At 66.7% G+C, this 23249-nt stretch carries 22 protein-coding genes; 7 read left to right on the top strand and 15 right to left on the bottom strand.

Annotated features, from left to right (window positions below; all coding sequences use genetic code 11):
- Nucleotides 1-7: 7 nt before the first annotated feature.
- Nucleotides 8-616 carry a ferritin-like domain-containing protein gene (locus AC1EJR_RS02415; protein WP_092290901.1) on the bottom strand — a complete coding sequence of 203 codons (609 nt, stop codon included), beginning with the start codon at nucleotides 614-616 and terminating at the stop codon, nucleotides 8-10.
- Nucleotides 617-802: 186 nt separating this feature from the next.
- On the opposite strand from AC1EJR_RS02415, the gene AC1EJR_RS02410 reads away from it, so the two are divergent.
- The 7 genes from AC1EJR_RS02410 to AC1EJR_RS02380 all read left to right on the top strand — a co-directional run bounded on the left by AC1EJR_RS02410 (nucleotide 803) and on the right by AC1EJR_RS02380 (nucleotide 7408).
- Nucleotides 803-1426 (top strand): sigma-70 family RNA polymerase sigma factor, encoded by a 624-nt coding sequence (locus tag AC1EJR_RS02410; protein ID WP_369823375.1) that lies wholly within the window; start codon nucleotides 803-805, stop codon nucleotides 1424-1426.
- Nucleotides 1423-2157, top strand: a complete 735-nt coding sequence (locus AC1EJR_RS02405) for an anti-sigma factor (RefSeq protein WP_441645495.1) — start codon at nucleotides 1423-1425, stop codon at nucleotides 2155-2157. Before AC1EJR_RS02410 ends, AC1EJR_RS02405 begins: the two co-directional genes overlap by 4 nt.
- A gap of 119 nt (nucleotides 2158-2276) precedes the next feature.
- On the top strand, nucleotides 2277-3686 hold the full coding sequence (argH, locus tag AC1EJR_RS02400) for an argininosuccinate lyase (RefSeq protein ID WP_092290659.1): 1410 nt from the start codon (nucleotides 2277-2279) through the stop codon (nucleotides 3684-3686).
- Nucleotides 3687-3872: 186 nt separating this feature from the next.
- A complete protein-coding gene (locus AC1EJR_RS02395) occupies nucleotides 3873-4415 on the top strand; it encodes a TRAP transporter small permease subunit (protein ID WP_092290661.1) in 543 nt (180 codons plus the stop codon).
- Entirely contained in the window at nucleotides 4412-6142 is a 1731-nt protein-coding gene (locus AC1EJR_RS02390; RefSeq protein ID WP_092290663.1) for a TRAP transporter large permease, read from the top strand. Before AC1EJR_RS02395 ends, AC1EJR_RS02390 begins: the two co-directional genes overlap by 4 nt.
- A gap of 277 nt (nucleotides 6143-6419) precedes the next feature.
- Nucleotides 6420-7010, top strand: coding sequence for a peptidoglycan recognition protein family protein (locus AC1EJR_RS02385; RefSeq protein WP_092290665.1), 591 nt, complete (start codon nucleotides 6420-6422; stop codon nucleotides 7008-7010).
- The gene (locus tag AC1EJR_RS02380) at nucleotides 7004-7408 is read left to right on the top strand and encodes a hypothetical protein (RefSeq protein ID WP_092290667.1); all 405 of its coding nucleotides are present in this window, start codon (nucleotides 7004-7006) and stop codon (nucleotides 7406-7408) included. Before AC1EJR_RS02385 ends, AC1EJR_RS02380 begins: the two co-directional genes overlap by 7 nt.
- Nucleotides 7409-7491: 83 nt before the next feature.
- Here the strand turns inward: AC1EJR_RS02380 and AC1EJR_RS02375 are convergent, their stop codons facing one another.
- From AC1EJR_RS02375 to apbC, 14 genes are all read right to left on the bottom strand, one after another.
- On the bottom strand, nucleotides 7492-9756 hold the full coding sequence (locus AC1EJR_RS02375; RefSeq protein WP_092290669.1) for an arginine/lysine/ornithine decarboxylase: 2265 nt from the start codon (nucleotides 9754-9756) through the stop codon (nucleotides 7492-7494).
- A 135-nt stretch (nucleotides 9757-9891) separates the two neighbouring features.
- Entirely contained in the window at nucleotides 9892-10458 is a 567-nt protein-coding gene (gene dcd, locus AC1EJR_RS02370) for a dCTP deaminase (RefSeq protein ID WP_092290905.1), read from the bottom strand.
- Between the two features lie 116 nt (nucleotides 10459-10574).
- The gene (locus AC1EJR_RS02365; RefSeq protein ID WP_092290671.1) at nucleotides 10575-11408 is read right to left on the bottom strand and encodes a formate dehydrogenase accessory sulfurtransferase FdhD; all 834 of its coding nucleotides are present in this window, start codon (nucleotides 11406-11408) and stop codon (nucleotides 10575-10577) included.
- 109 nt (nucleotides 11409-11517) lie between these two features.
- Complete coding sequence (locus AC1EJR_RS02360; RefSeq protein WP_092290673.1) at nucleotides 11518-12108, bottom strand: superoxide dismutase family protein; 591 nt, start codon at nucleotides 12106-12108, stop codon at nucleotides 11518-11520.
- Nucleotides 12109-12189: 81 nt separating this feature from the next.
- On the bottom strand, nucleotides 12190-13398 hold the full coding sequence (locus AC1EJR_RS02355; protein ID WP_477112810.1) for a formate dehydrogenase subunit gamma: 1209 nt from the start codon (nucleotides 13396-13398) through the stop codon (nucleotides 12190-12192).
- Between the two features lie 14 nt (nucleotides 13399-13412).
- Complete coding sequence (locus AC1EJR_RS02350) at nucleotides 13413-13649, bottom strand: EexN family lipoprotein (protein ID WP_092290677.1); 237 nt, start codon at nucleotides 13647-13649, stop codon at nucleotides 13413-13415.
- Nucleotides 13646-14323, bottom strand: coding sequence for a formate dehydrogenase FDH3 subunit beta (fdh3B, locus tag AC1EJR_RS02345; protein WP_477112809.1), 678 nt, complete (start codon nucleotides 14321-14323; stop codon nucleotides 13646-13648). The genes AC1EJR_RS02350 and fdh3B overlap by 4 nt, the downstream gene beginning before the upstream one ends.
- Before the next feature lie 21 nt (nucleotides 14324-14344).
- Nucleotides 14345-17413 (bottom strand): molybdopterin-dependent oxidoreductase, encoded by a 3069-nt coding sequence (locus AC1EJR_RS02340; protein ID WP_092290681.1) that lies wholly within the window; start codon nucleotides 17411-17413, stop codon nucleotides 14345-14347.
- A 72-nt stretch (nucleotides 17414-17485) separates the two neighbouring features.
- A complete protein-coding gene (locus AC1EJR_RS02335; protein WP_092290683.1) occupies nucleotides 17486-17707 on the bottom strand; it encodes a formate dehydrogenase in 222 nt (73 codons plus the stop codon).
- Between the two features lie 174 nt (nucleotides 17708-17881).
- Nucleotides 17882-18523 carry a TorD/DmsD family molecular chaperone gene (locus AC1EJR_RS02330; protein ID WP_092290685.1) on the bottom strand — a complete coding sequence of 214 codons (642 nt, stop codon included), beginning with the start codon at nucleotides 18521-18523 and terminating at the stop codon, nucleotides 17882-17884.
- Nucleotides 18524-18567: 44 nt separating this feature from the next.
- Nucleotides 18568-20709, bottom strand: a complete 2142-nt coding sequence (locus tag AC1EJR_RS02325; RefSeq protein ID WP_477112808.1) for a 4Fe-4S binding protein — start codon at nucleotides 20707-20709, stop codon at nucleotides 18568-18570.
- Nucleotides 20710-20812: 103 nt separating this feature from the next.
- The gene (locus tag AC1EJR_RS02320; RefSeq protein ID WP_477112807.1) at nucleotides 20813-21436 is read right to left on the bottom strand and encodes a DUF3306 domain-containing protein; all 624 of its coding nucleotides are present in this window, start codon (nucleotides 21434-21436) and stop codon (nucleotides 20813-20815) included.
- Nucleotides 21437-21454: 18 nt separating this feature from the next.
- Nucleotides 21455-22000 (bottom strand): DUF3305 domain-containing protein, encoded by a 546-nt coding sequence (locus AC1EJR_RS02315; protein WP_092290691.1) that lies wholly within the window; start codon nucleotides 21998-22000, stop codon nucleotides 21455-21457.
- Between the two features lie 14 nt (nucleotides 22001-22014).
- Nucleotides 22015-23103, bottom strand: a complete 1089-nt coding sequence (apbC, locus tag AC1EJR_RS02310) for an iron-sulfur cluster carrier protein ApbC (protein WP_092290693.1) — start codon at nucleotides 23101-23103, stop codon at nucleotides 22015-22017.
- Nucleotides 23104-23249 lie beyond the last annotated feature (146 nt).

Below are 23249 nucleotides of genomic sequence, written 5' to 3'. Positions count from 1 at the left end.
TCGGCATCTAGCCGACGAAGGCCCCGGGCACGGGGTCTTCGCCGAGCGCCGACAGCAGCACGGCCCAGTGCATCGCCTCATCCCCGAGGATGCTGCCGGCGGCCCGGGTCAGTTCCCGGTTGTGGAAATTCGGCAGTACGCCGAGGTAGGCCGCCGTGGCGCCCTTCTCCAGCCCGGCCGCGAAGCGCAGCACATCGGCCTGCGTCTTGAGTTGTTCGGCGGGAAAGTTGTAGTCCCCGGGCTTCTTCGCCGTCACCGGCGTGCCGCCCAGCTTGCTGACGGTACCCGCCAGCACCTGCGCGTGGGCCTTGTGATGGCCCTGGAACTTCACGGCGGTGTCCAGCACCGGCTTCTGCAGCAAGCCGCTTTCCGCGCCCACCTGATACGCCGCGATGGCCTGGTATTCCAGCCCGAGCGCGACATTGAGGATGTTGATGTCATCGCGGGTGCTGCCCGACTGGGTCTGCGCCCAGGCCGGCATCGATTCGCCCAGCGAAAACACCGCGAGCGAGCCGAGCGCAAACAGCCCGGGGGCCTTCAGCAGGCCGCGCCGGCGGGCATCCGGCAGGGTGACGATGCGCGATGCGGCGGCGGGACGTTCTTCCAGAGTGGCCATTACGGTCTCCTGTTCCTTTTGGGGGGAGGCGCGCCACGGGTTGGCGCACCTGTCCGCATATACGCGGCAGCGCGCCAGACGGATGCAGCCGATGCGGTCCATCGGCTTTCCGTCCTTTCCAGCCTTTCCAGCCCATTCTTCCTATACTCAGGCGGAGCCCCTAGCCCCGCCCCCGTGCCTGCTTCCCTGCCCTCCTCCGCGGATGCCCACGCAAACCCTGCTCCTCCCGAAGCGGCGGCGCAGCCGGACCCTGCCGCGCGGCTGGCGGGCCTGCTGCAGGACATCGCCCTGGGCGACCGCCCGGCGCTGCGCGCGCTCTACGACCTCACCGTGACGAAACTGTTTGGCCTGGCGCTGCGTATTACTAATAGGCGGGATTGGGCGGAGGACGTCGTGCAGGAGAGTTTTGTCAGCATCTGGCATCACGCCGGCGACTATCGCCCCCACGTGGCGGCCCCCATGACCTGGATGGCCGCCATCGTGCGCAACCGGGCGCTGGACTGCCTGCGCCGGCAGGCCGCCGCGCGGGGTGGCCAGCCGGCACAGCCCGATGACGACCTGGAAGCCTGGTTGCCCGACGACCGCGCCGGCCCCGCCGACGCCGCGCTGGCGAGCGAACGCGCGGCGGCACTGGCCCGCTGCCTGCAACGGCTGGAACCGTCGCAGCGGCAGGCCATCGCCCTCGCCTATCTGCGCGACCTGAGCCACACCGAACTGGCGGCCCAGCTACAGGTGCCGCTCGGCACCATCAAGTCGTGGATCCGGCGGGGGCTGGAGCGGCTGCGCACCTGTCTGGAGGGGCTGGCATGAGGCTCACCGGCCATCCTGACCTGCTCGACCGTCTGGCCGCCCAATATGCACTGGGGGTGCTGCGCGGCGGCGCGCGGCGCCGGCTGGAGCGGCTGGCGCACGAGGAGACCGCCGTGCGCGCCGCCATCGAACGCTGGCAGGCACGCCTGACCGGGCTGGCGGAGTTGCAACCGGCGGCCCAGCCAGTCGACAAGGTCTGGTGCGGCATCGAACAACGGCTGGGCTGGCAGGCCGCCCCGCTCAAGCTGAAGCCGCCGCCCCCGCGCCACTGGTGGCAGGCCTTCCAGGACGCCCCGGTGCTGCTGCGCATGGCCTCGGCGGCGCTGGCCTTGCTGGCGCTGATGGCCGTGGGGGTGTCGCAATGGCTGGTGAACCAGCGCGAGCAGGCGCCGACGATGTCCGCCGTGGCGATCCTGAACGATGATCAGGCTCGGCCCGCCGTGGTTGTGCTCTGGGATGCCCCCGCCAGCACGGTCACCGTGCGCCGCCTGGATCACCTGAAGCTGGCCGACCAGCAGGTGCTCCAGCTCTGGGCCCTGCCGGAAGGCGGCAAGCCGCAGTCGCTGGGGGTGATCGGCCGGCGCCACGAGGTGCGGCTGGAAGTGAAGCGCGCGCCGGACAGCGTGCCGGCGCTCGCCATCAGCATCGAGCCGCCGGGCGGCTCGCCCAGCCCGGACGGGCCGTCTGGGCCGGTGGTGTTCCAGGGCCGGGTGGTCGCCCAGCCGGCTTGAGGCGAGGTAACGTCCAACGGGCGCGGAATCCGTCCCCGGGGGCGATATAATCGCGGTTTCCCGAATTTCGCCAGCGCCCGCCGCCGTTCGCGGTGCGCGCAACAACTGTCCCCTCGCCCATGACCTCCCAACTTGCCAAGAAAGGCGAAGCCTGGTCCGCCCGCTTCTCCGAACCGATGTCCGACCTGGTGAAGCGCTACACCGCATCGGTCTTCTTCGACAAGCGCCTGGCGCTGTTCGACATCGCCGGGTCGCTGGCCCATGCGGCCATGCTGGCCAAGCAAGGCATCATCGCCGAGGCGGACCGCGCCGAGATCGAGCGTGGCATGACGCAGATCCGTGGCGAGATCGAGTCCGGCGCGTTCGAGTGGAAGCTCGACCTCGAGGACGTCCACCTGAATATCGAGGCCCGCCTGACCGCGCTGGTCGGCGACGCCGGCAAGCGCCTGCACACCGGCCGCTCGCGCAATGACCAGGTGGCCACCGACATCCGCCTGTGGCTGCGCAGCGAGATCGACAACATCATCGGCCTGCTGGGCGCCCTGCGCGCCGCGCTGCTGGACCTGGCCGAGCAGAACGCCGACACCATCCTGCCCGGCTTCACCCACCTCCAGGTGGCCCAGCCGGTCACCTTCGGCCACCATCTGCTGGCCTATGTGGAGATGTTCACGCGCGACGCCGAGCGCATGGCCGATTGCCGAAAACGCGTCAACCGGCTGCCGCTGGGCGCCGCCGCGCTGGCCGGCACGAGCTACCCGATCGATCGTGAGTTCGTGGCGTCCCAGCTTGGTTTCGACGGCGTTTGCCGCAATTCGCTCGACGCCGTCTCCGACCGCGACTTCGCGATCGAATTCTGTGCCGCCGCCGCGCTGGTGATGACGCACGTCTCGCGTTTTTCCGAAGAACTGGTGCTGTGGATGAGCCCGCGCGTCGGCTTCATCGACATCGCCGACCGCTTCTGCACGGGCAGCTCGATCATGCCGCAGAAGAAGAACCCGGACGTGCCCGAACTCGCCCGCGGCAAGACCGGCCGCGTGAACGGCCACCTGATCGGCCTGCTGACGCTGATGAAGGGCCAGCCGCTCGCGTACAACAAGGACAACCAGGAAGACAAGGAACCGCTGTTCGACACGGTGGACACCGTGGTGGACACGCTGCGCATCTTTGCCGACATGGTGCCGGGCATCACCGTGAAGCCGGAGGCCATGCGCGCCGCCGCGCTGCAGGGCTACGCCACGGCCACCGACCTGGCCGACTATCTGGTCAAGCGCGGCCTGCCGTTCCGTGACGCCCACGAGGCCGTGGCCCACGCCGTGCGCGCCTGCGACGACCGCCGCTGCGACCTGGCCGACCTCACCGTGGCCGAGCTGCGCGAGGTCTCCGGCCTGGGCGACAAGTCGAGCCTGATCGGTGACGACGTGCACGCCGTCCTGACGCTGGAAGGCTCCGTGGCCGCCCGCGATCACATCGGCGGCACCGCGCCCGCCCAGGTGCGCGCCGCCATCCAGGCCGCCCGCGCCGCGCTCTGAAAACGCACGTGAAGCAGTAAGCTTTCCGTAAGGTTCGGAGAGCCCCGAAACCGCCGTGGCGCAAGCCCCGGCGGTTTTTCTTTGGCGCCCGTGATGTGCACGCGACGCCGGTAGGTACATCCCCCTAGCGCCGATAGAATTTGTTACAGATACACTAATCGCCGCAAAAACCGGGGGAGACAACCCATGTATTACTTGCTTGGTCTGTCACGACAGATCGACAGGTTGAACCAGCACACAGGCAGAGTTGCAAACATCATGATCCTGCTGTCGTGCCTGGTCAGCGCGGGGAACGCCCTGCTGCGCTATGGCTTCAACCTCAGTGACAACTGGCCACTCGAACTGCAGTGGTATATGTTCGCCATCGCCGTGATGTTCGGCACGTCGTACACGTTCCAGCGCAATGAGCACGTGCGCGTGGACCTGATCTACGGCAACGTGTCCGAGCGCGCGCAGCACTGGATCGACATCTTCGGCATCGTCGTGTTCCTGCTGCCCTCCACGATCCTGTTCACATGGCTCTCGTGGGAATCGCTGTTCCTGCCCTCGTGGCGCATCCTCGAGCAATCGGGCAACTCCGGCGGGCTGCCGCGGTACCCGATCAAGCTGGTGGTGCCCATCGGCTTTGCCCTGCTCACGCTGCAGGGCATTTCCGAGCTGATCAAGCGCTTCGCGGCCCTGAAGGGGCTGGTGCGCATCGAATCGAAATACGAGAGGCCGGTGCAATGATCCCGTTGGAATATATGCCGCCGCTGATGTTCGGCGGCCTGGTGGTATTCATGCTGATCGGGTTCCCGGTCGCATTCTCGCTGTCCGCCGTGGGTCTGGCGTTCGGCTTCCTGGCCATCGAGTGGGGCTACTTCCCCGTCCAGTTCCTGCAGGCGGTGCCGAGCCGGGTGTTCGGCAGCGTGCTGGCCAACGAGTTGCTGCTGGCCATTCCGTTCTTCACCTTCATGGGGGCGATCCTCGAGAAGTGCGGGCTGGCGGAGGACATGCTGGACTCCATGGGCCAGCTCTTCGGCCCCGTGCGCGGCGGGCTGGGCTACTCGGTGATCATCGTCGGCTTCATCCTGGGGGCGATCACCGGCACGGTGGCGGCGCAGGTCATCGCCATGGCCATGATCTCGCTGCCGGTGATGATGCGCTACCGCTACAACATGAAGTACGCCACGGGCGTGCTGGCGGCCTCGGGCACCATCACGCAGTTGGTGCCGCCGTCGCTGGTGCTCGTGGTGCTGGCCGACCAGCTCAAGACCCCGATGGGCAGCGCCGACGTCGGCAGCATGTACCTGGGCGCCTGGGGCCCCTCGGTGGTCCAGATCGCGCTGTTCGCGCTCTACACCTTCGTGATCACCCGCATCAAGCCGGACTGGCTGCCGCCGGTGCCCCCGGAGGCGCGCACGCTGACCGGCTGGGCCCTGTGGCGCAAGTGCCTGCGCGGCATCATCCCGTGCGCGGTGCTGATCTTCCTGGTGCTGGGCACGATCATGCTGGGCATTGCCACACCGACCGAGTCGGGCGCCATGGGCGCGGTGGGTGCGTTGGTGCTGGCCGTGATCCGTGACAAGGGCTTCAACCGGATCGACCGCACGATCTACCGCGTGGGCCTCGCCGCCACGCTGGTCGCGGCTGGGGTCGGCTTCTACGCGTTCGGCTCCCACGCGTTCCGGATACCGCTGGCGCTGGCCTATCTGGTCCTGCTGTGGCTGCTGGTCCGCGCGGGGCAGTTGACCGACCTGCGGCTGCTGATCGTCGATGCCTACCAGTCCACGGCACGCCTGACCGCGATGGTGGTGTTCATCCTGATCGGCTCGACCTGCTTCTCGGTGGTGTTCCAGGGCGTGGACGGCGGCGCCTGGGTGGAGCACCTGTTCACCTCGCTGCCGGGCGGCTGGATCGGCTTCCTGATCGTGGTGAACCTGTTCATCTTCTTCCTGGCGTTCTTCCTCGACTTCTTCGAGATCGCCTTCATCGTGGTGCCGATGCTGGCACCCGTGGCGGTGAAGGTGCTGACGCCGGTGGTGCTCGAATCGATGGGCGGCAATCCCGAAGCGGCCGCCACGGCGGCCCTGGTGTGGTTCGGCGTGATGCTGTGCGTGAACATGCAGACCTCGTTCATGCATCCGCCGTTCGGCTTCGCGCTGTTCTACCTGCGCGGCATCGCCCCGAAGGAAGTGAAAAGCTCGGACATCTACTGGGGCGCCCTGCCCTGGGTCGGCCTGCAGATGGTGATGGTGCTGCTGGTGATGTTCTGGCCGGGCATGGTGACGGGCCTGCTGGACAAGGGCTCGCTCAAGCACAGCAACTCGGCGGAGGTAAGCATCCCGCTTGGCGGAGAGGATGCCAAGCCGGCGGCGCCACCGGGCGGCGCATCGAGCCCGGGCACGCTGGAATTGCCGGCCGCCGAGCCCGCCGAACCAGCCGCACCGCAGTTCGAGTTCGAGAAGAAGAAGTAATACGGCCGAATCGGACTGCACAAGAGCCCCGCGCGATGCGGGGCTTTTTTTCGTCCGTCGTTTGCGCCAAGGGCCGAGTGCCTCCAGATTTTTGGACGTAGTGCTAAAGACGGCAGCGAGTCATTACGGTATTGAACGCATTGGTACCTTGCCACGTCAGGGCCATGACTTCCATGGCTACCGACCTGCGATGGCAAGACAACCGACGAGATCGTGTTTCTGCCGCAGACACGGTACGACAGCAATACCGGTAAGGCGGCCTGATTTAGGAGAGACCATGCTGTTCATATCGAAGGAAGGACACGTTGACTCAGATCGTATCGTTGTACGGATTTATCCTCGGATCGAACGCGGTCCGATGCACAAGGTGAATGGAATTGTGGTGCATCAGACGGCAGCTCCCACGGCCTCCAGCACCTTCAGTTCATATCAGGTCAATGGCGCCAATGGCGCACACTTCCTGATTGATAGGGATGGGACTATCTATCAGACCGCGTCGCTGAGAAAAAGAACGAACCACGTCGGCAATATCAAGTCGCGTTGCCTGGAAACCAGGAAATGCTCGCCGGCAGAGTTCAATGCCGCCTACCCATTGAAATGGCGACCTACGCCACTATCGCGGCATGAGCACAGGAAACCCTTCCCCGAACGATATCCCGGCAATACGGATTCGGTTGGCATTGAACTGGTAGGGGCATACATTGAGAAAAACGAAGTGTACGAGTCCGTGACCCCGTCACAGAATGACGCTGTTCGATGGCTCGTAGCAGAACTTTCAGCCACCCTGAAAGTGGCCATGGGCGATGTCTACAGACACCCTCAACTCTCTCGGAAAACCGAGTCCGAAGCGAGCTCCGCAAAATGGTGAGAAACCTGTTGCTCGCGCTATGCGCGATGTTGTGGCTTGTCATGTCGCCGGTCGCACATGCCCGTGCTGTAAAGGCGGTGACGATAGATGCCGTAGGACTCAGCAGGCTCGAGGAGATGGCGCAAGAATGCAAGAAATTCCGGCCTTCCGTGAAACTGGTAAAACGCTATTTCTCGCGTGCCTATCCGGTAGATGCCATCTACTACTCCAAAAAGTTCTGGTCGCCTTGTTGGGCGTCGGGAACCATCGAGTACGCAGATGGAAATCGCGGGAAATGGCGGCTGAGTTCCGGTGGGGCGGCCTACCTCGAATGGAGTCATTCAGGCGAGGTGATCTTGTATTTCAAGAATAATGGTTGGCAAGATCCCTTTGGGTCCGGCTACGACGAGTCGGTCTAAACAAGAAAAACCGGCGCCAAGGCGCCGGTTTTTTGTCGATCCGTCATGGCGGAACCTCCGAGAGGAATCCGAAACGGACATCCCTACTGCTTCACGCAGTCCACAAAATAAGCCTTCTGCCCGTCCACCTCGTCTTCCACCAGACCGTGGATGTCGGTTTCAAATCCCGGGAACAGCTTGTTGAACTCGCGTGCGAACTTCAGGTACTGGACGATGGTCCGGTTGAAGCGCTCGCCCGGGATCAGCAGTGGAATGCCCGGGGGGTACGGCGTCAGCAGGATGGCGGTGACGCGGCCTTCCAGTTCGTCCACGGGCACGCGCTCGATCTCGCGATGGGCCATCATCGCCCAGGCGTCCGACGGCTTCATGGCCGGCTCCATGTCCGACAGGTACATCTCCGTCGTCACGCGCGCCACATCGTTGGCCTTGTAGACGCTGTGGATCGCGTCGCACAGGTCCCGCAGGCCCATGCGCTCGTACTGCGGGTACTTGCCGACGAACTCCGGCAGCACGCGCCACAGCGGCTGGTTCTGGTCGTAATCGTCCTTGAATTGTTGCAATTCAGTGACGAGCGAGTTCCAGCGGCCCTTGGTGATGCCGATGGTGAACATGATGAAGAACGAGTACAGGCCCGTCTTCTCGATGATGATGCCGTGCTCGGCCAGGTACTTGGTGACGATGGCCGCCGGGATGCCGCGCTCGCTGAACTCGCCGTCCACGTCGAGGCCCGGGGTGATCAGCGTGGCCTTGATCGGGTCGAGCAGGTTGAAGCCGTCGGCCAGGTCGCCAAAGCCGTGCCAGCGCTCGTTGGCCTGCAGTATCCAGGCCTCGCGGTCGCCGATGCCGTCTTCGATCAGCGCGTCCGGGCCCCAGACCTTGAACCACCAGTCGCCGTTGTTGCCGGCCTCGTAGTCGCCCTCCACCTTGCGCATGGCGCGGCGGAAGTCCATCGCTTCCTGGATGCTTTCCTCGACCAGCGCGGTGCCGCCCGGGGCTTCCATCATCGCCGCCGCCACATCGCACGAGGCGATGATCGAGTACTGCGGGCTCGTCGAGGTATGCATCAGGTAGGCCTCGTTGAACCGGTAGCGGTCCAGCTTGCGGGTCTCCGAGTCCTGCACCAGGATCTGGGACGCCTGCGACAGCCCGGCCAGCAGCTTGTGCGTGGACTGCGTGGCGAACACCAGCGCGTCCTTGCTGCGCGGCCGGTCACGGCCGATGGCGTGCATGTTGCGGTAGAAGTCGTGGAAGGCGGCGTGCGGCAGCCAGGCTTCGTCGAAGTGCAGCGTGTCGATCTCGCTCGCCAGCATCTCCTTGATCTGCTCGGCGTTGTACAGCACGCCGTCGTAGGTGCCCTGGGTGATCGTCAGGATGCGCGGCTTCTGGTTCTTGGCCTTGCTGGCGAACGGATGGTTGGCGATCTTGCGGCGGATCGTCTCCGGGTCGAATTCGCTCTTCGGGATCGGGCCGATGATGCCGTAGTGGTTGCGCGTCGGCATCAGGAACACCGGAATCGCGCCGGTCATCATGATCGCGTGCAGGATCGACTTGTGGCAGTTGCGGTCCACCACCACGATGTCCCCCGGGGCCACGTTGGCGTGCCAGACCATCTTGTTCGAGGTCGACGTGCCGTTGGTCACGAAGTACATGTGGTCCGAGTTGAAGATCCGCGCGGCGTTGCGCTCGGATGCCGCCACCGGGCCGGTGTGGTCCAGCAGCTGGCCCAGCTCGTCCACGGCGTTGCAGACGTCGGCGCGCAGCATGTTCTCGCCGAAGAACTGGTGGAATACCTGCCCCACCGGGCTCTTCAGGAACGCCACGCCGCCAGAGTGGCCCGGGCAGTGCCACGAGTACGAGCTGTCCTGCGCGTAGGCAATCAGGGCCTTGAAGAACGGCGGCGCCAGGGTGTCAAGGTAGACGCGGGCTTCGCGGATGATGTGACGCGCCACGAACTCGGGCGTGTCCTCGAACATGTGGATGAAGCCGTGCAGCTCGCGCAGGATGTCGTTGGGAATATGGCGCGAGGTGCGCGTCTCGCCGTACAGGAAGATCGGCAGGTCCGAATTGCGGCGGCGCACTTCGTTCACGAAGGCGCGCAGCTTCTCGATGGCGGCGGCTTCGGGCTGGTCATCGGCGCGCACGAACTCGTCGTCGTCGATCGAGACAATGAACGACGATGCCCGGCTGGACTGCTGGGCGAACGAGGTCAGGTCGCCGTAGCTGGTCAAGCCCATCACTTCCATGCCTTCGCGCTCGATGGCCTCTGCCAGCGCGCGGATGCCCGAGCCGGAAATGTTCTCGGAGCGGAAGTCTTCGTCGATGATGATGACGGGGAAGCGGAATTTCATCGGTCGATCCTTGATGAGAAGGCTTTGGAAAGACTTGAGCCACATGGCCGCCGGAAGGCTCCCCCGGGCGGCGTCATGTGGCTCTTTCGTCAGAATTGGGCGGCCGTCGGTCCGGACGCCGGCATTGTAATGCGGTCAGGTCTTCGGCAGTGTGACACCGTGCTGGCCCTGATACTTGCCGCCGCGGTCGGCGTACGAGGTCTCGCAGATTTCGTCGCTCTCGAAGAACAACACCTGGGCGCAGCCCTCGCCGGCGTAGATCTTGGCGGGCAGCGGGGTGGTGTTCGAGAACTCCAGCGTCACGTAACCTTCCCACTCCGGCTCGAACGGGGTCACGTTGACGATGATGCCGCAGCGCGCGTACGTGCTCTTGCCCAGGCAGATGGTCAGCACGCTGCGCGGAATGCGGAAGTACTCCATCGTGCGGGCCAGCGCGAACGAGTTCGGCGGGATGATGCAGACATCGCCCTTGAAGTCCACGAAGGACTTCTCGTCGAAGTTCTTCGGGTCGACGATGGTGCTGTTGATATTGGTGAAGATCTTGAACTCGTCCGCGCAGCGGATATCGTAGCCGTAGCTCGAAGTGCCGTAGGAGACGATCTTGCGGCCGTCCTCCTCCCGTACCTGGCCGGGCGCGAACGGCTCGATCATGGCGTGCTGTTCCGCCATGCGGCGGATCCACTTGTCGGATTTGATGCTCATATTGGCTGGCGGAATGGACGATGGGCGGCGCCCGGCCGAGCCGGTGCCGCTGGAATGGGGCGCATTGTACAACCAATCCGCCTGCGAACCGCCTCCGGCGGCCCCCCGACGCGCCTTCAGGCCGGCGCGGCCGCCTCGGGCTGGCTGTGGCGGAACCGCTCCCGCCCGGTATACAACAGGAAATGCTTGCCGGTGCAGCGCGCGAACAGGCTCAGGTTGACCCGCTGGGCCATCTGGTAGCCCATCTGGGTCACCCCGGAGCGCGACAGCAGGAACGGAATGCCCATCTGCGCGCCCTTGATCACCATCTCGGAGGTCAGCCGGCCCGTGGTGTAGAAAACCTTGTCCTCGCCGGTCATGTCTTCCAGCCACATCCGGCCGGCGATGGCGTCCACGGCGTTGTGCCGGCCCACATCCTCCACGAACATCAGCAGCTCGCTGCCCCGGAACAGCGCGCAGCCGTGCACCGAGCCGGCCTGCTTGTAGACCGACTGCTGCAGGCGGATGGTGTCGATGATTGCGTAGAGGGTTTCCTGGGTCAGCGTGGCATCCCCGGGCAGGCGGATGTTGTCGACCTCGTCCAGCAGCGAGCCGAACACCGTGCCCTGCCCGCATCCCGTGGTCACCACGCGGCGCGCGGTGCGTTCCTCGATGCGGTCCACGCCGGTGCGGGTGGTCACGGCAGCCGATTCGGTCTCCCAGTCCACCTGGATCGCGGCGATGTCCTCGATGTCGTCCACCAGCCGCTGGTTGCGCAGGTAGCCCAGCACCAGGTGCTCGGGCGCGCCGCCCAGCGTCATCAGGGTCACCAGCTCGCGCTTGTCGAGGTAGACCGTCAGCGGCCGCTCGCCCGGCAGCCAGGCCGGGCGCACGCGGCCCTGTTCGTCAACGACCTCCACCTCCTCGATCAGCGGGACGGCGGCATGGGTCAACTCGGGGCGCAGGGGCATGGGGGCGGGGGCGGGAAGGTGCCGGCCCGTGGCGGGGGCGCCATCGGGCCGGTTTCAGGGGCGTTTTGTTACTGCGGAACTACGGTTTATAGCCAAAAACTATCGACACTCAGGATGCGGCGACCACGCCACACGCGATCCGGCCGCCAGCGTTGCCGGTCGGCTGGGTGCGATAGTCGTCCGGGTCCTTGTGGACGATCACGGCCTTGCCGATCACGCTGTTCGGGCCCGGGCCGACGGTGACGTCCGGCATCAGGAACTGTACGCGCGCGTTGCCGCTGGCGTCGGCGGTCAGGTTGTTCATGTCGCCGGCATGGTGCTCGGGCATGGTCATCTGGCCGTGCGGTTTGCCGGCAGGGTTGAAATGGCCGCCGGCGCTCATCGCGTCAGGGGCCGAGCAATCGCCCTTCTCGTGGACATGGAAGCCATGCGAGGTGCCCGGAGGCAGGCCCGTGACCGCCACCACCACCATCACGCCGGCCGTCTGCTGGTCGAAGGTGACGCGGCCCGCGGTATTGGTGCCGCTCTTGGACTGCAACGGTGCCGCCGCCTTGGCGCCCACGGCGACCCGTGCCGCCGCCGGCGCGGCAGCCGGGGCCGCGCTGGCGCTGGCCGCATCGCTGCTGGTGCCCGAGGTTCCGCATCCCGCCATCACTGCCACGGCGGTGCCCACTGCCAAACCGCAAAGTACACGTTTCATGCCAAACCCTCCTCTAGAGTTGACTGCCGTGGCGATTGTAACGCCGCCCCGGCCGGGTGCATGGTGCGCTGCGGTAAACCCTCACACTTCGCCGGGACGCGGCCGCACGCGCGGCGTGTCGTCACGGGGCGTGGAGCGCTGGGCGGGAATCTTGCCGGACTGGATGTCGTCGTACCAGATCTCGTGGTGCTCCCGGGCCCAGGCCTCGTCCACGTAGCCATCGCGCATGGCGCGGTAGGCGCCCTCCATGCCGATCGTCCCCATATAGATATGGCCGCAGGCCAGCACGATCATCACCACGGCCGAGACCCCATGGATCACGTGGGCGATCTGCATCGTGGCGCGGTAGTAGTCCAGGCCCGGCACGATCATGTCGAGCACCCAGCCGGAGGCCGAGAGGACCAGCCCGAGCAGCACCATCCCGCCCCAGAACCACATCTTCTCGCCGGCGTTGAAGCGCGCGCTGGGCACGTGGGCGCCGGAGGCGAGCCCGCCGAGCTTGCGCACCCAGACCACGTCGCCACGGTTCGGCACGTTGTCACGCACGAACACCACGAAGGTGGCAATGATCGACAGCGTGAACACCGGCCCGGTCAGGTTGTGCAGGTTCTTGAGAATGTAGGTGAGCCAGCCGAACAGCGTGTGGCCCATGATCGGCAGCAGGAAGTGCTTGCCGAACAGGATCACGATGCCCGAGATCGCCAGGATCACGAACGAGATGGCCACGGCCCAGTGCACGAAGCGCTCGGTGGGCGTGAAGCGCTCGATCATGCGGCCCGTGCGCGGGGACTTGAGCGGGATGGTGCGGCGCCAGGCGAAGAAGGCCAGGATGGCCGCCGGCACCAGGATCAGGATCCAGCCGCCCCAGACCGTCAGCACGCCATTGCGGAACAGCCGCCATTTCTGGCCGGTGCGCTGGATCAGCACCCCGGCTTCCTTGGCGGGCAGGCTGCTGTAGTGATGCTGGTCCGAGTTGACCTCGCGCCAGACCGGCGCGTTGTTGCCCGGCTGGGTCACCGAGCGCTCCTGCTGCGAGCGGGCCTCGGCGGCCACGTCGCGCCGGGGCACGTTGAAGATGTTCTCGCTGGCCACGCCCGCGAACGGCTGCACCGGGTGCGTGGCGGGATTGTTGGCGTCCGCCTGGGCCTGGGCCTGCGTCGGGGCCTGCGCCTGCGCCGGAGGCTGCGCGGCAGGCGGCGAGGCCGGCGCCTGGGCCAGCGCCGCGCCCGCCACACCGGCGGCAAGGACCACCCCGGCCAGCAAGGTCTTGAGGGTCTGGATGACGGTCATGGCGCCTCCCCCGCTCATTGGATGCGGTTGTACTCGTTCTGGTACTGGTTGCGCTGATGGATCTGACGCTGCCAGCTGTCCTTGTCGCCCGCCGTCCAGCCCTTGGCCACGAACGGGTCGCCGGGGGCGCCCTGCCAGGCGATGGAATCCGACTTCTTGTGCGTGGCCGAGACGGTCTGCGGCTTCTCGCTGCACGCCGCCAGCAGCGCGACGGTGGCGAGCATCGATACGATCAACGCGGTGCGGGTCATGACGGCTGCCCTCCGCCGGCCGGGGCGCCGGGTGCGGTGCCCTGCGGGGTGCTGGGGGCCGCCGGAGTGCCGTTGGCAGGCGCCTGCGGCTTGCCATAGGCCGTGCCCCAGCCGAACACATCGCCGCCCGTGCCGCGCTTGATCACGCGGTTGCGCAGGATGTCGGCAATCACGTCGCCATCGCCGCCGAGCAGGGCCTTGGTCGAGCACATTTCCGCGCAGAGCGGCAGCTTGCCCTCGGCCAGCCGGTTGCGGCCGTACTTTTCGAATTCTTCCTCGCTGCCGTTCTTCTCCGGGCCGCCGGCGCAGAACGTGCACTTGTCCATCTTGCCGCGCACGCCGAAGGTGCCCTCGCTGGGGAACTGCGGGGCGCCGAACGGGCAGGCGTAGGAGCAGTAGCCGCAGCCGATGCAGACGTCCTTGTCGTGCAGCACCACGCCGTCGTCGGTGCGGTAGAAGCAATCCACCGGGCAGACGGCCATGCAGGGCGCGTCCGAGCAGTGCATGCAGGCCACCGAGATCGACTTCTCGGCGTTGAGAACGCCGTCGTTGATCGTCACCACGCGGCGCCGGTTGACGCCCCAGGGCACCTCGTGCTCGTTCTTGCAGGCAGTGACGCAGCTGTTGCATTCGATGCAGCGCTCGGCGTCACAGATGAATTTCATGCGTGCCATGTGTCTCTCCGCTTCTCAGGCTCAGGCAAACCGCTCGATCTGGCAAACGGTGGTCTTGGTTTCCTGCATCATCGTCACCGAGTCGTAGCCGTAGGTGGTGGCCGTGTTCACGGCCTCCCCCCGGACGATCGGGTACGCGCCATCGGGATAGAACTGCTTGAGATCCTTGCCTTCCCACCAGCCCGAGAAGTGGAACGGGATGAACGCCGTATCCACGCCCACGCGCTCCGTCACCAGCGCGCGCACCTTGAGGCGGGCACCGGTCGGCGTGCGCACCCAGCAATAGTCGCCGTTGCGGATGCCCCGCGCGGACGCTGCCTGCGGGTTGATCTCGACGAAGTTCTCCTGCTGCAGCTCGGCCAGCCACGGGTTGGAGCGGGTTTCCTCGCCGCCACCCTCGTATTCCACCAGCCGGCCCGAAGTCAGGATGATCGGGAATTTCTCGTAGATCTTGTTCTCGATGTTGCGCTGCTGCACCGACTTGTACAGCGTGGGCAGGCGCCAGAAGGCCATCTTGTCGTCGTGGGTCGGGTACTTGGCGACCATGTCCGGCCGCGTGGAGTACAGCGGCTCACGGTGCTGCGGGATCGGGTCGGGGAAGTTCCAGACCACGGCGCGCGCCTTGGCGTTGCCGAACGGATGGCAACCGTGGTTCTTCATCACCACGCGCTGGATCCCGCCCGAGAGGTCGGTCTTCCAGTTCTTGCCCTCGGCGGCCTTCTTCTCGGCGTCGGTCAGGTCGTCCCACCAGCCCAGCTTCTTCAGCAGCACGTGGTCGAACTCGGGGTAGCCGGTGGTGATCTCCGCCCCGGCCGAGCAGGAGCCATCCTCGGCCAGCAGGTTCACCCCGTCGCGCTCCACGCCGAAGTTGGCGCGGAAGTTGCCGCCGCCGTCCATGACGTGCTTCGAGGTGTCATAAAGATTCGGCGATCCCGGGTGCTTGAGTTCGGGCGTGCCGTAGCACGGCCACGGCAGGCCGAAGTAGTCGCCGGTCAGGTCGTAGCCGGTGACCGGGTCCTTGCCGCCCTTGCAGCGCAGCGTCTTCACGTCGAACATCTGCATGTTGCGCATATGCGACTTGAGCCGCTCCGGCGACTGGCCCGTGTAGCCGATGGTCCAGTTGCTGGCGTTGATCTCGCGCAAGATCGATTCGGTCTCGGGCTCCTGCCAGGTACGGCCGGCGCGCTTGACCTCAATCATCTTGTAGTTCTTCGACAGCTCCTTGCCAAAGCCGAGCTTCTCGGCGAAGGCCTGCATGATGGTGTGGTCGGGCATCGATTCGAACAGCGGCTCGATGACCTTCTCGCGCCATTGCAGCGAGCGGTTCGAGGCCGTGCACGACCCCGAGGTCTCGAACTGGGTGGCCGCCGGCAGCAGGTAGACGGCGCGGTTCGGATTGATCTTGTCGCCGTCGGTCGGCGTCATGTTCGCCATGGCGGCCGTGGCGGAGGGGTACGGGTCCACCACCACCAGCAGGTCGAGCTTGTCCAGCGCGCGCTTCATCTCCAGGCCGCGCGTCTGCGAGTTCGGGGCGTGGCCCCAGAAGAACACGCCACGGACGTTGTTGTCCTGGTCGATCAGGTCGCGCTTCTCGGTCACGATGTCGATCCAGCGGGACACCGTGGTGCCGGACTTTTCCATCAGCGTCTGCGAGACGAACTGCTTCTTGATCCATTCGTAATCCACGCCCCACACCGCCGCGTAGTGCTTCCACGCGCCGGTGGCCAGGCCGTAGTAGCCCGGCAGGGAGTCGGGGTTCGGGCCCACGTCGGTGGCACCCTGCACGTTGTCATGGCCACGGAAGATGTTGGCGCCGCCGCCCGACACGCCGATATTGCCCAGCGCCAGCTGCACGATGCAGGAGGCGCGCACGATCGCATTGCCGATGGTGTGCTGGGTCTGGCCCATGCACCAGACCAGCGTGGACGGGCGATTCTTCGCCATGGTCTCGGCCACCAGCTTCACCTGGGCCTCGGGCACGCCGCAGACTTCCTCGACCTTGTCCGGGGTCCACTTGGCCAGGACCTCGGCCTTGACCTTGTCCATGCCGTAGACGCGGTCGTTCAGGTACTTGGGGTCTTCCCAGCCGTTCTGGAAGATGTGATACAGCACGCCGAACAGGAAGGCGATGTCGGTGCCCGAACGGATGCGCACGTAGTGATGCGCCTTGGCCGCCGTGCGGGTGTAGCGCGGGTCCACCACGATCACCTTGCAGCCGTTCTCCTTGGCGTGCAGCAGGTGCAGCATCGACACCGGGTGCGCCTCCGCGGCGTTGGAGCCGATATACAGCGCCGCGCGGGCGTTCTGCATATCGTTGTACGAGTTCGTCATCGCCCCGTAACCCCAGGTGTTCGCCACGCCGGCCACGGTGGTGGAGTGGCAGATGCGCGCCTGGTGGTCGGTATTGTTGGTGCCGAAGAACGACACCCACTTGCGCAGCAGGTACGACTGCTCGTTGCTGTGCTTGGAAGAGCCGACGAAGAACATCGAATCGGGGCCGGTCTCCTGGCGGATGGCCTTCATCTTCGCCGTGATCTCGTCCAGCGCCTGGTCCCAGCTGATCTTCTGGTACTTGCCGTTGACCAGCTTCATCGGGTACTTGAGCCGGTACTCGCCATGGCCGTGCTCGCGCAGCGCGGCACCCTTGGCGCAGTGCGCGCCCATGTTGATCGGGGAGTCGAAGACCGGTTCCTGGCGTATCCAGATGCCGTTCTGCACCACGGCATCCACCGCGCAGCCCACCGAGCAGTGGCCGCACACGGTGCGCCGTACCACGATCTCGCCCTTGCCGGCCCCGGCGCCGGTCTTGCCGTCGTCGGCATCGGCCTTGCGGATCAGCGTCAGTTGCGTGGCGGCCAGCCCGGCACCCACGCCGATGCCCGACCGCTTGAGAAAGCTGCGCCGATCCATCGTCGGCATCGCCCCGGCCAGCCCGGCGGCCAGGCGGGACGCCAGGCGCCCGTTGCCATTGCCATTGCCATGACTATTGCCATGACTGGAAGGATGGGCCTGCGGAGCAGTTGGGTCGGCGAGCCGGTTCGCAACCCGGTCGGTCTGGCCTTGGTCCGCGCGCTTGCGGGTCAGGATCATGTCTTGCCTCGGCGAAAGAGGGGGGACGAGAGACAAGGCGCGCCAGCCGGCACGCCGTGCGGGCGCCCAGGTCTAGATCAGCGTGGTGCGGTAGTACTTGCGGATATGGGCGGAGACCCGGTAGCCCTGGCTGTCGGGCGCGGGATCGGCCGCATCGGCGGTGGTGGGCGGCGCGAGGGCATCGGCCAGCGCCGATTGCCCGCGCGTGGCCACAGCGGCGGCACCGGCAGCGGCAACCACGCCAGCCCCGGCCAGGAAGGTCCGGCGTGCGACCCGGGATTGCTTGTCTTTCATGGGGGCTCCTGTCGGCTTTGCGTGACCGATGGATGATCTATTTATGCCTTGTCTTGCATATTCTAGATTGAAGCGAAATGAAAGACCACACTGTCAATCGGAAAATCCTCAAACTGCGGATAAACCCGGTGCTTGCGTTGGCCTTTCACACGGCTTTCACACAATCGCCCTGCCTCAATGCATCTCCAGCGCCACCGCCTCCACGCCGGTGAACGCGCGCAGCAGTTCTGCCGCACTGCGGTAGAACTGCGCCTGCGGGTGCTCGCCCAGCGCGTCGCAGAGTCGCTCCATCCACGGCTGCATATGGCGGGCAAAGAAGCGCTGCTGCTCGCCGGCGTTGCAGACCGCCACATCATCCCCCGCCACCAGGAAGCGCATGACCTCGCACAGTGTGGCGATGTGGTCCTCGGTCTCGCTGATGCCCTCGTGCCGCGCCAGCCCGTAGCGGGCCAGGTCGTCGCGCAGCGCCACCAGCGGGCGTTCGTTCAGGAAGCCGGCCAGGTAATAGGAGCCGTACAGGAAGACCTCCTGCTTGCCCACGCCGACGAACAGGCGCGCGTACTCGTCGGCGGCTTCCTCGGCGGTGGTCGTCGATGCTGCGTCGCACAATGCGTTCCAGGCCTGGCCCAGCACCGTGCGGGCGTCCTCGGCATTGGCGCGGTTGGCGGCGATATGGTGGAGCAGCGCGGCATCGGGCGGCTGGAAGAACAGCGTGGCCAGCAGGCCGTAGAGGTCCGCGCGGGCCATGTCCTCGGCGTCGGGCTCGCCGGGGGCCGGCGCGGGCGGGATCAGCTGAATCGGCTGGAAATCAGTCATGTCTTGATAGGTCTGGTCGGCCGCACCCTGCGGGGCGACTGGCGTTACTGGAGCGTGGCCCCGCGCGTCGCGCCGGTGTCTTTTTCGATCATGTCCACCACGCGGCAATCGGCACACATCTTCAGCCGGTCCGCGTTGGCGCCCGCGAAGGCCGGGTGGCCGGCCAGTCGCACCAGCATCGACTGCACCATCTGGGCGGTGCCGAACGGCTTGGCGCAGCGGATGCAATGGAACGGCTGCGTCTCGTTCAGCGTCACCGTGCGGCGGGCGCCCTCGCCCGTCAGCAGGCGCGGCACCAGCGCGATGGCGTCCTCCGGGCAGGTGGTCTCGCACAGCCCGCACTGCACGCAGTTGCGTTCGATAAAGGCCAGCACCGGGCGCTCGGCGTTGTCGCGCAGCGCGTTGGACGGACACGCGCCCACGCAGGCCATGCACAGCGTGCAGCGGCCCGTGTCCACGGTAATGGCGCCCAGCGGCGCGCTGGCGGGCAGCGGCACCACTTCGGCCGGCACCGGGGCATGGCGGGCGAGATGGTCGATGGCGAAGTCGAGCGTCTCGCGCTTGGCCAGCGCCGCGCGGAAGCTGGCCGGCGGCGGCGCGGTCACGCGCGACGGGGGACTGGCGAGCGCGGCGAGGCCGGCATCCAGCCCGCCCACGTCGCCCGCTTCCACGAGCGTCAGCCGCAACCCGCGATAGCCCAGCCCTTCGACAATGGCGCGCGCCACATCCATCTGTTCGACCAGTGCGGCGCGGTACTGCGGGGCCTCGTCGCCGGTCAGCAACACGGCCACGCCGCCCGCGCCCCAGCTCAGCGCCGCCAGCCAGAGTTCGATGCCGGTGGTAGCCGGGTGGAACAGCGGCACGGGAATCACGTTGGGCGGCACGCCGCGCGCCTGCCCGGCCCGGGCCGCGCGGCCCAGCGCCAGGATGGCCGGATTTCCATACTCCTCGCCATGCAGTAGCAGCACGGCATCACGGCCGCCGGCGGCGTTGTAAGTCGAGACCAGCGTGCGCAGCCGCTCGCCAAGCGCCTCGGGGCCGGGATAGGCGTAGCTGATGGCGCCAGTCGGGCAGACCGTGGTGCAGGCGCCGCAGCCCATGCAGAGATTGGGCGTGACCTCGATGGAACCCTTGCCATCGCGCCACCGCGAGCCAATCGCCTGCGTCGAGCAAATGTCGATACATGCGGTGCAGCCGGTGGTCTGGTTACGGCCGTGGGCGCACAGGCTTTCCTTGTAACGGAAGAACTTGGGCTTCTCGAACTCACCCACCAGTTGTTGCAGTTGCAGCGCGTGGGCATGCTGGCGCGCCACGTCGGCGCCCGCGTGCAGGTAGCCCTGCGGGGGCTGGTGCATGGCGAAGGCCGGGGCGTCGTTGAGGTCGAACACTAGGTCGAAGCGCGCCTCGGTAGTGGCGGCAGGCCGGTCGAAGTCGATCGCCGCCGCCGCGCCGCAGGCCTTCACGCAGTCGCGATGGTCGCGGCAGCGGTCCAGGTCGATCTGGTAGCTGAAGTCGATCGCCCCTTCCGGGCAGGCATCGACGCAGGCGTTGCAGCGCGTGCAGAGGTCGAGGTCGATCGGGTTGCTCTGGCCGGCGCCGGTCCGCCAGCTGGCCGTGAAGTTGCCGAGCCAGCCGGTCAGGCCGGCCAGCGTGCCGCTGTGGACGGGCCACGCGCGGCTGGCGGGCGGCGTCACATCGCTGATCGATGCGCCGGTCAGCAGCACGGTGACTTCGAGGCCGGCCTCGGTGAGCCGGCCCGCCCAGGGCAGCGCCCGCGCGGCCGGGCCCAGTACCAGGACGGCGCCGTGCGAGCGGTAGTCCACCACCGCCACCGGGTCGGGCTCGGGGAGCGCGGCGGCAGCCAGCAGGGCGGCGATCTTGGCGTTGGCGGTGGCCGGGTCACGGCGCGCGCCCTGCGACCACCCGCCGGTCTCGCGGATATTGACGAAGCGCACCGGCGCGGTGACCACACCGCCCTCGCGCGCAGCGCCAGCCACCTCGGTGAACAACGGGCTTTCCTGGGTGCAGGCTACGATGACGTCTTCCGCGCCATCGAGCGCCCGGCGGAAATCGCCGATTTCACGCCGGCACAGCAGGCGGTGGACCTTCAGGGAACCAGAGGCATCGGACAGTGCCGCCCCGTCAAGCGGCATGGTGTCGTTGCAATTGCAGATCAGCGTCGGCATGGGGCAAGACTGCTTGCCGGCCCGGCGCCTCTTCGTGGTGGAGGATCGTCCGGTCGGCGGATTTGTAGGGGTGGCCCATTCTAGGCCCACACGCGGCGCAGGGCTACGCGCGTTTATCCGCAGGGAGGGGCGAGATGGCGATGTCGGCGGGGAGGTCGGCGGGGAGGTCGGCGGGGAGGTCGGGCGCGGATTGGGCTTGCGCGACCTCGGTTTCCGGGGATTCCTCGGCTTCCAGCGCCTTGGAATCGGCCGCCATCTCGCCCTCCCCCTCCGTTTCCTTTTTCTCTTTCGCTTCCCCTTCCTTTTCCTCTTCCTCGATCGGGTCGAACAACCCGAGCGTCTCCGACTGGGTCATGCGGCGCAGCACATCGAGCGGAATCGGGTCCGGCTTGCCGTAGTCGTCGATATAGGTGTCCAGCCCGTCCATCACATTGAAGTGCGGATCGGCAAACAGGGTCTTCAGCGCGGCGCGCTTGACCGTCTCGTCCACGCCACGCGCCACGAAGCGGGCGATGTTGTCGCCCGGCTGCAGCAGCGCCACGTCGGCCAGGGTGGGCAGCGGCGCGGCTTCCTGGGTCTCGGCAGGTGGCGCAGCGGGGGATTCCGCTAACGCCGCCGGGGTGGCTTCAGGCACCAGCGCCGGCTCGGCGGGCACCGGCTGGCCCTCGCGCACGGCGGTCTTGCGGCGCGACCAGCGCGAGAGGAAGGAGGAATCGGCGTCGCTCATGGCAGGGTCCGGGGCCGGTCAGTACCGCGCGCGGTCTTCCGGCGCCTTGAAGGACTCCGGACGGCGCCGTTTCTTGGGCTCGGGGCGATAGTTTTCCTGCGTGAACGCTTCGAGCCACTCGCGCTGCGCGGGTTCCAGCGGCACGTTCTCCACGCTTTCGCCGGCATCGAGCCAGCGCCCGGCCTCGTTGTAGGAGAGCGTCACCGTCACCGGCACCGCGCGGGTCTCGCCATCGGCATCGGGCTCCTCGGCCATGCGCCACAGCACGAACCAGCACGGCGTGGTCGAGGTCAGGTTCAGGTAGTAGCCCTCGCCCTCGTCGCGATACAGCGTCACGGGATGGCCCGGATAGAGCCAGCGCGCGCCGTGGCTGTCGGCATCGAGCCGCAGCGGCGCGGCGCCGTACTCGCCCAGGTCCGGCAGCACCGCGTCCAGCTCCCACTTCCAGGGCTGCCAACGGTTGGCCAGTGGCACCTTGCGCATCACCACGGCCATGGTGACCCCAGGCCGGCCCGCCGGCGGGGTCTCGGGCGAGACAGGCGATGCGGGAAGGGTTTCGTCCATGGCGGCGGCCGGCCTCAGGTGTTCTGCACCACGATGCTCGGGAACTTGTTCGTCATGTCACGTGCCTTATCCGCCACTTTTATGGCGACCTTGCGCGCCACTTCGCGGTAGATCCCGGCAATCGGACTATCCGGCTCGGCCACCACGGTGGGGCGGCCGGAATCGGCCTGTTCGCGGATCGACAGGTTCAGCGGCAGGCTGCCGAGCAGGTCCACGCCATACTCGCTGCTCATCTTGTCGCCGCCGCCTTCGCCGAAGATATGCTCGACGTGGCCGCAGTTCGGGCAGCAGTAGACCGCCATGTTCTCGACGATGCCGAGGATCGGAATGCCGACCTTCTCGAACATCTTGAGCCCCTTGCGGGCGTCCAGCAGCGCGATGTCCTGCGGCGTGGTCACGATCACGGCGCCGGTCACCGGCACCTTCTGCGACAGGGTCAGCTGGATGTCGCCGGTGCCCGGCGGCATGTCGACGATCAGGTAGTCCAGGTCGTGCCAGTTGGTCTGGCGCAGCAGTTGCTCCAGGGCGGACGTGACCATCGGGCCGCGCCACACCATCGGATTGTCCTGCTCGATCAGGAAGCCGATCGAGTTGGCCTGCAGGCCGTGGCCCTCCAGCGGCTCCATGGTCTGGCCGTCGGCCGACTCGGGGCGGCCGTCGATGCCCAGCATCATCGGCAGGCTCGGGCCGTAGATATCGGCATCGAGCATGCCCACGCGGGCGCCCTCGGCGGCCAGCGCCAGTGCCAGGTTCACGGCCGTGGTGGACTTGCCCACCCCGCCCTTGCCCGAGGCCACCGCAATCACGTTCTTCACGCCCGGCAGCAGCTTCACGCCGCGCTGCACCGCGTGGGCCACGATCTTCATGGTCACGGTCACGCTGACGTTGGTCACGCCGGGCAGGGTGCGCAGCGCGCCAATCACGAGCTTGCGGATCGGTTCGATCTGGCTCTTGCCCGGATAGCCCAGTTCCACTTCCACCGAGACATCGCCGCCGTCCACCCGCACGTTGCGGGCGGAGCGCGTGGACACCAGGTCGCGGGCCGTGTTGGGATCGATCACGGTGCGCAGGGCATCGGTTACCTGTTCAATGGTGAGGCTCAAGGCAGACTCCGCTTCTTTATATAGGTCGGTGGGGATTAGGCGCGTAATGTATCAAAGTATGAAGGAGCAGCCAGGGGCGCGATAGCGCCGGGCGAGATCCCCTCCATCGAGTGTGGAATTACAGACATTTACATCTCTGACACCTT

Source organism: Cupriavidus sp. 05T42 (assembly GCF_056396345.1).
The sequence above is the reverse complement of the archived record's forward strand: the minus strand, read 5'-3'. Positions and strand labels throughout refer to the sequence as shown.

Coding starts and splice junctions, on each gene's coding strand:
- AC1EJR_RS02415 (WP_092290901.1), bottom strand. CDS start 616: ATGGCCACTCTGGAAGAACGTCCCGCCGCCGCATCGCGCATCGTCACC.
- AC1EJR_RS02405 (WP_441645495.1), top strand. CDS start 1,423: ATGAGGCTCACCGGCCATCCTGACCTGCTCGACCGTCTGGCCGCCCAA.
- argH (WP_092290659.1), top strand. CDS start 2,277: ATGACCTCCCAACTTGCCAAGAAAGGCGAAGCCTGGTCCGCCCGCTTC.
- AC1EJR_RS02395 (WP_092290661.1), top strand. CDS start 3,873: ATGTATTACTTGCTTGGTCTGTCACGACAGATCGACAGGTTGAACCAG.
- AC1EJR_RS02390 (WP_092290663.1), top strand. CDS start 4,412: ATGATCCCGTTGGAATATATGCCGCCGCTGATGTTCGGCGGCCTGGTG.
- AC1EJR_RS02385 (WP_092290665.1), top strand. CDS start 6,420: ATGCTGTTCATATCGAAGGAAGGACACGTTGACTCAGATCGTATCGTT.
- AC1EJR_RS02380 (WP_092290667.1), top strand. CDS start 7,004: ATGGTGAGAAACCTGTTGCTCGCGCTATGCGCGATGTTGTGGCTTGTC.
- AC1EJR_RS02375 (WP_092290669.1), bottom strand. CDS start 9,756: ATGAAATTCCGCTTCCCCGTCATCATCATCGACGAAGACTTCCGCTCC.
- dcd (WP_092290905.1), bottom strand. CDS start 10,458: ATGAGCATCAAATCCGACAAGTGGATCCGCCGCATGGCGGAACAGCAC.
- AC1EJR_RS02365 (WP_092290671.1), bottom strand. CDS start 11,408: ATGCCCCTGCGCCCCGAGTTGACCCATGCCGCCGTCCCGCTGATCGAG.
- AC1EJR_RS02360 (WP_092290673.1), bottom strand. CDS start 12,108: ATGAAACGTGTACTTTGCGGTTTGGCAGTGGGCACCGCCGTGGCAGTG.
- AC1EJR_RS02355 (WP_477112810.1), bottom strand. CDS start 13,398: ATGACCGTCATCCAGACCCTCAAGACCTTGCTGGCCGGGGTGGTCCTT.
- AC1EJR_RS02350 (WP_092290677.1), bottom strand. CDS start 13,649: ATGACCCGCACCGCGTTGATCGTATCGATGCTCGCCACCGTCGCGCTG.
- fdh3B (WP_477112809.1), bottom strand. CDS start 14,323: ATGGCACGCATGAAATTCATCTGTGACGCCGAGCGCTGCATCGAATGC.
- AC1EJR_RS02340 (WP_092290681.1), bottom strand. CDS start 17,413: ATGATCCTGACCCGCAAGCGCGCGGACCAAGGCCAGACCGACCGGGTT.
- AC1EJR_RS02335 (WP_092290683.1), bottom strand. CDS start 17,707: ATGAAAGACAAGCAATCCCGGGTCGCACGCCGGACCTTCCTGGCCGGG.
- AC1EJR_RS02330 (WP_092290685.1), bottom strand. CDS start 18,523: ATGACTGATTTCCAGCCGATTCAGCTGATCCCGCCCGCGCCGGCCCCC.
- AC1EJR_RS02325 (WP_477112808.1), bottom strand. CDS start 20,709: ATGCCGACGCTGATCTGCAATTGCAACGACACCATGCCGCTTGACGGG.
- AC1EJR_RS02320 (WP_477112807.1), bottom strand. CDS start 21,436: ATGAGCGACGCCGATTCCTCCTTCCTCTCGCGCTGGTCGCGCCGCAAG.
- AC1EJR_RS02315 (WP_092290691.1), bottom strand. CDS start 22,000: ATGGACGAAACCCTTCCCGCATCGCCTGTCTCGCCCGAGACCCCGCCG.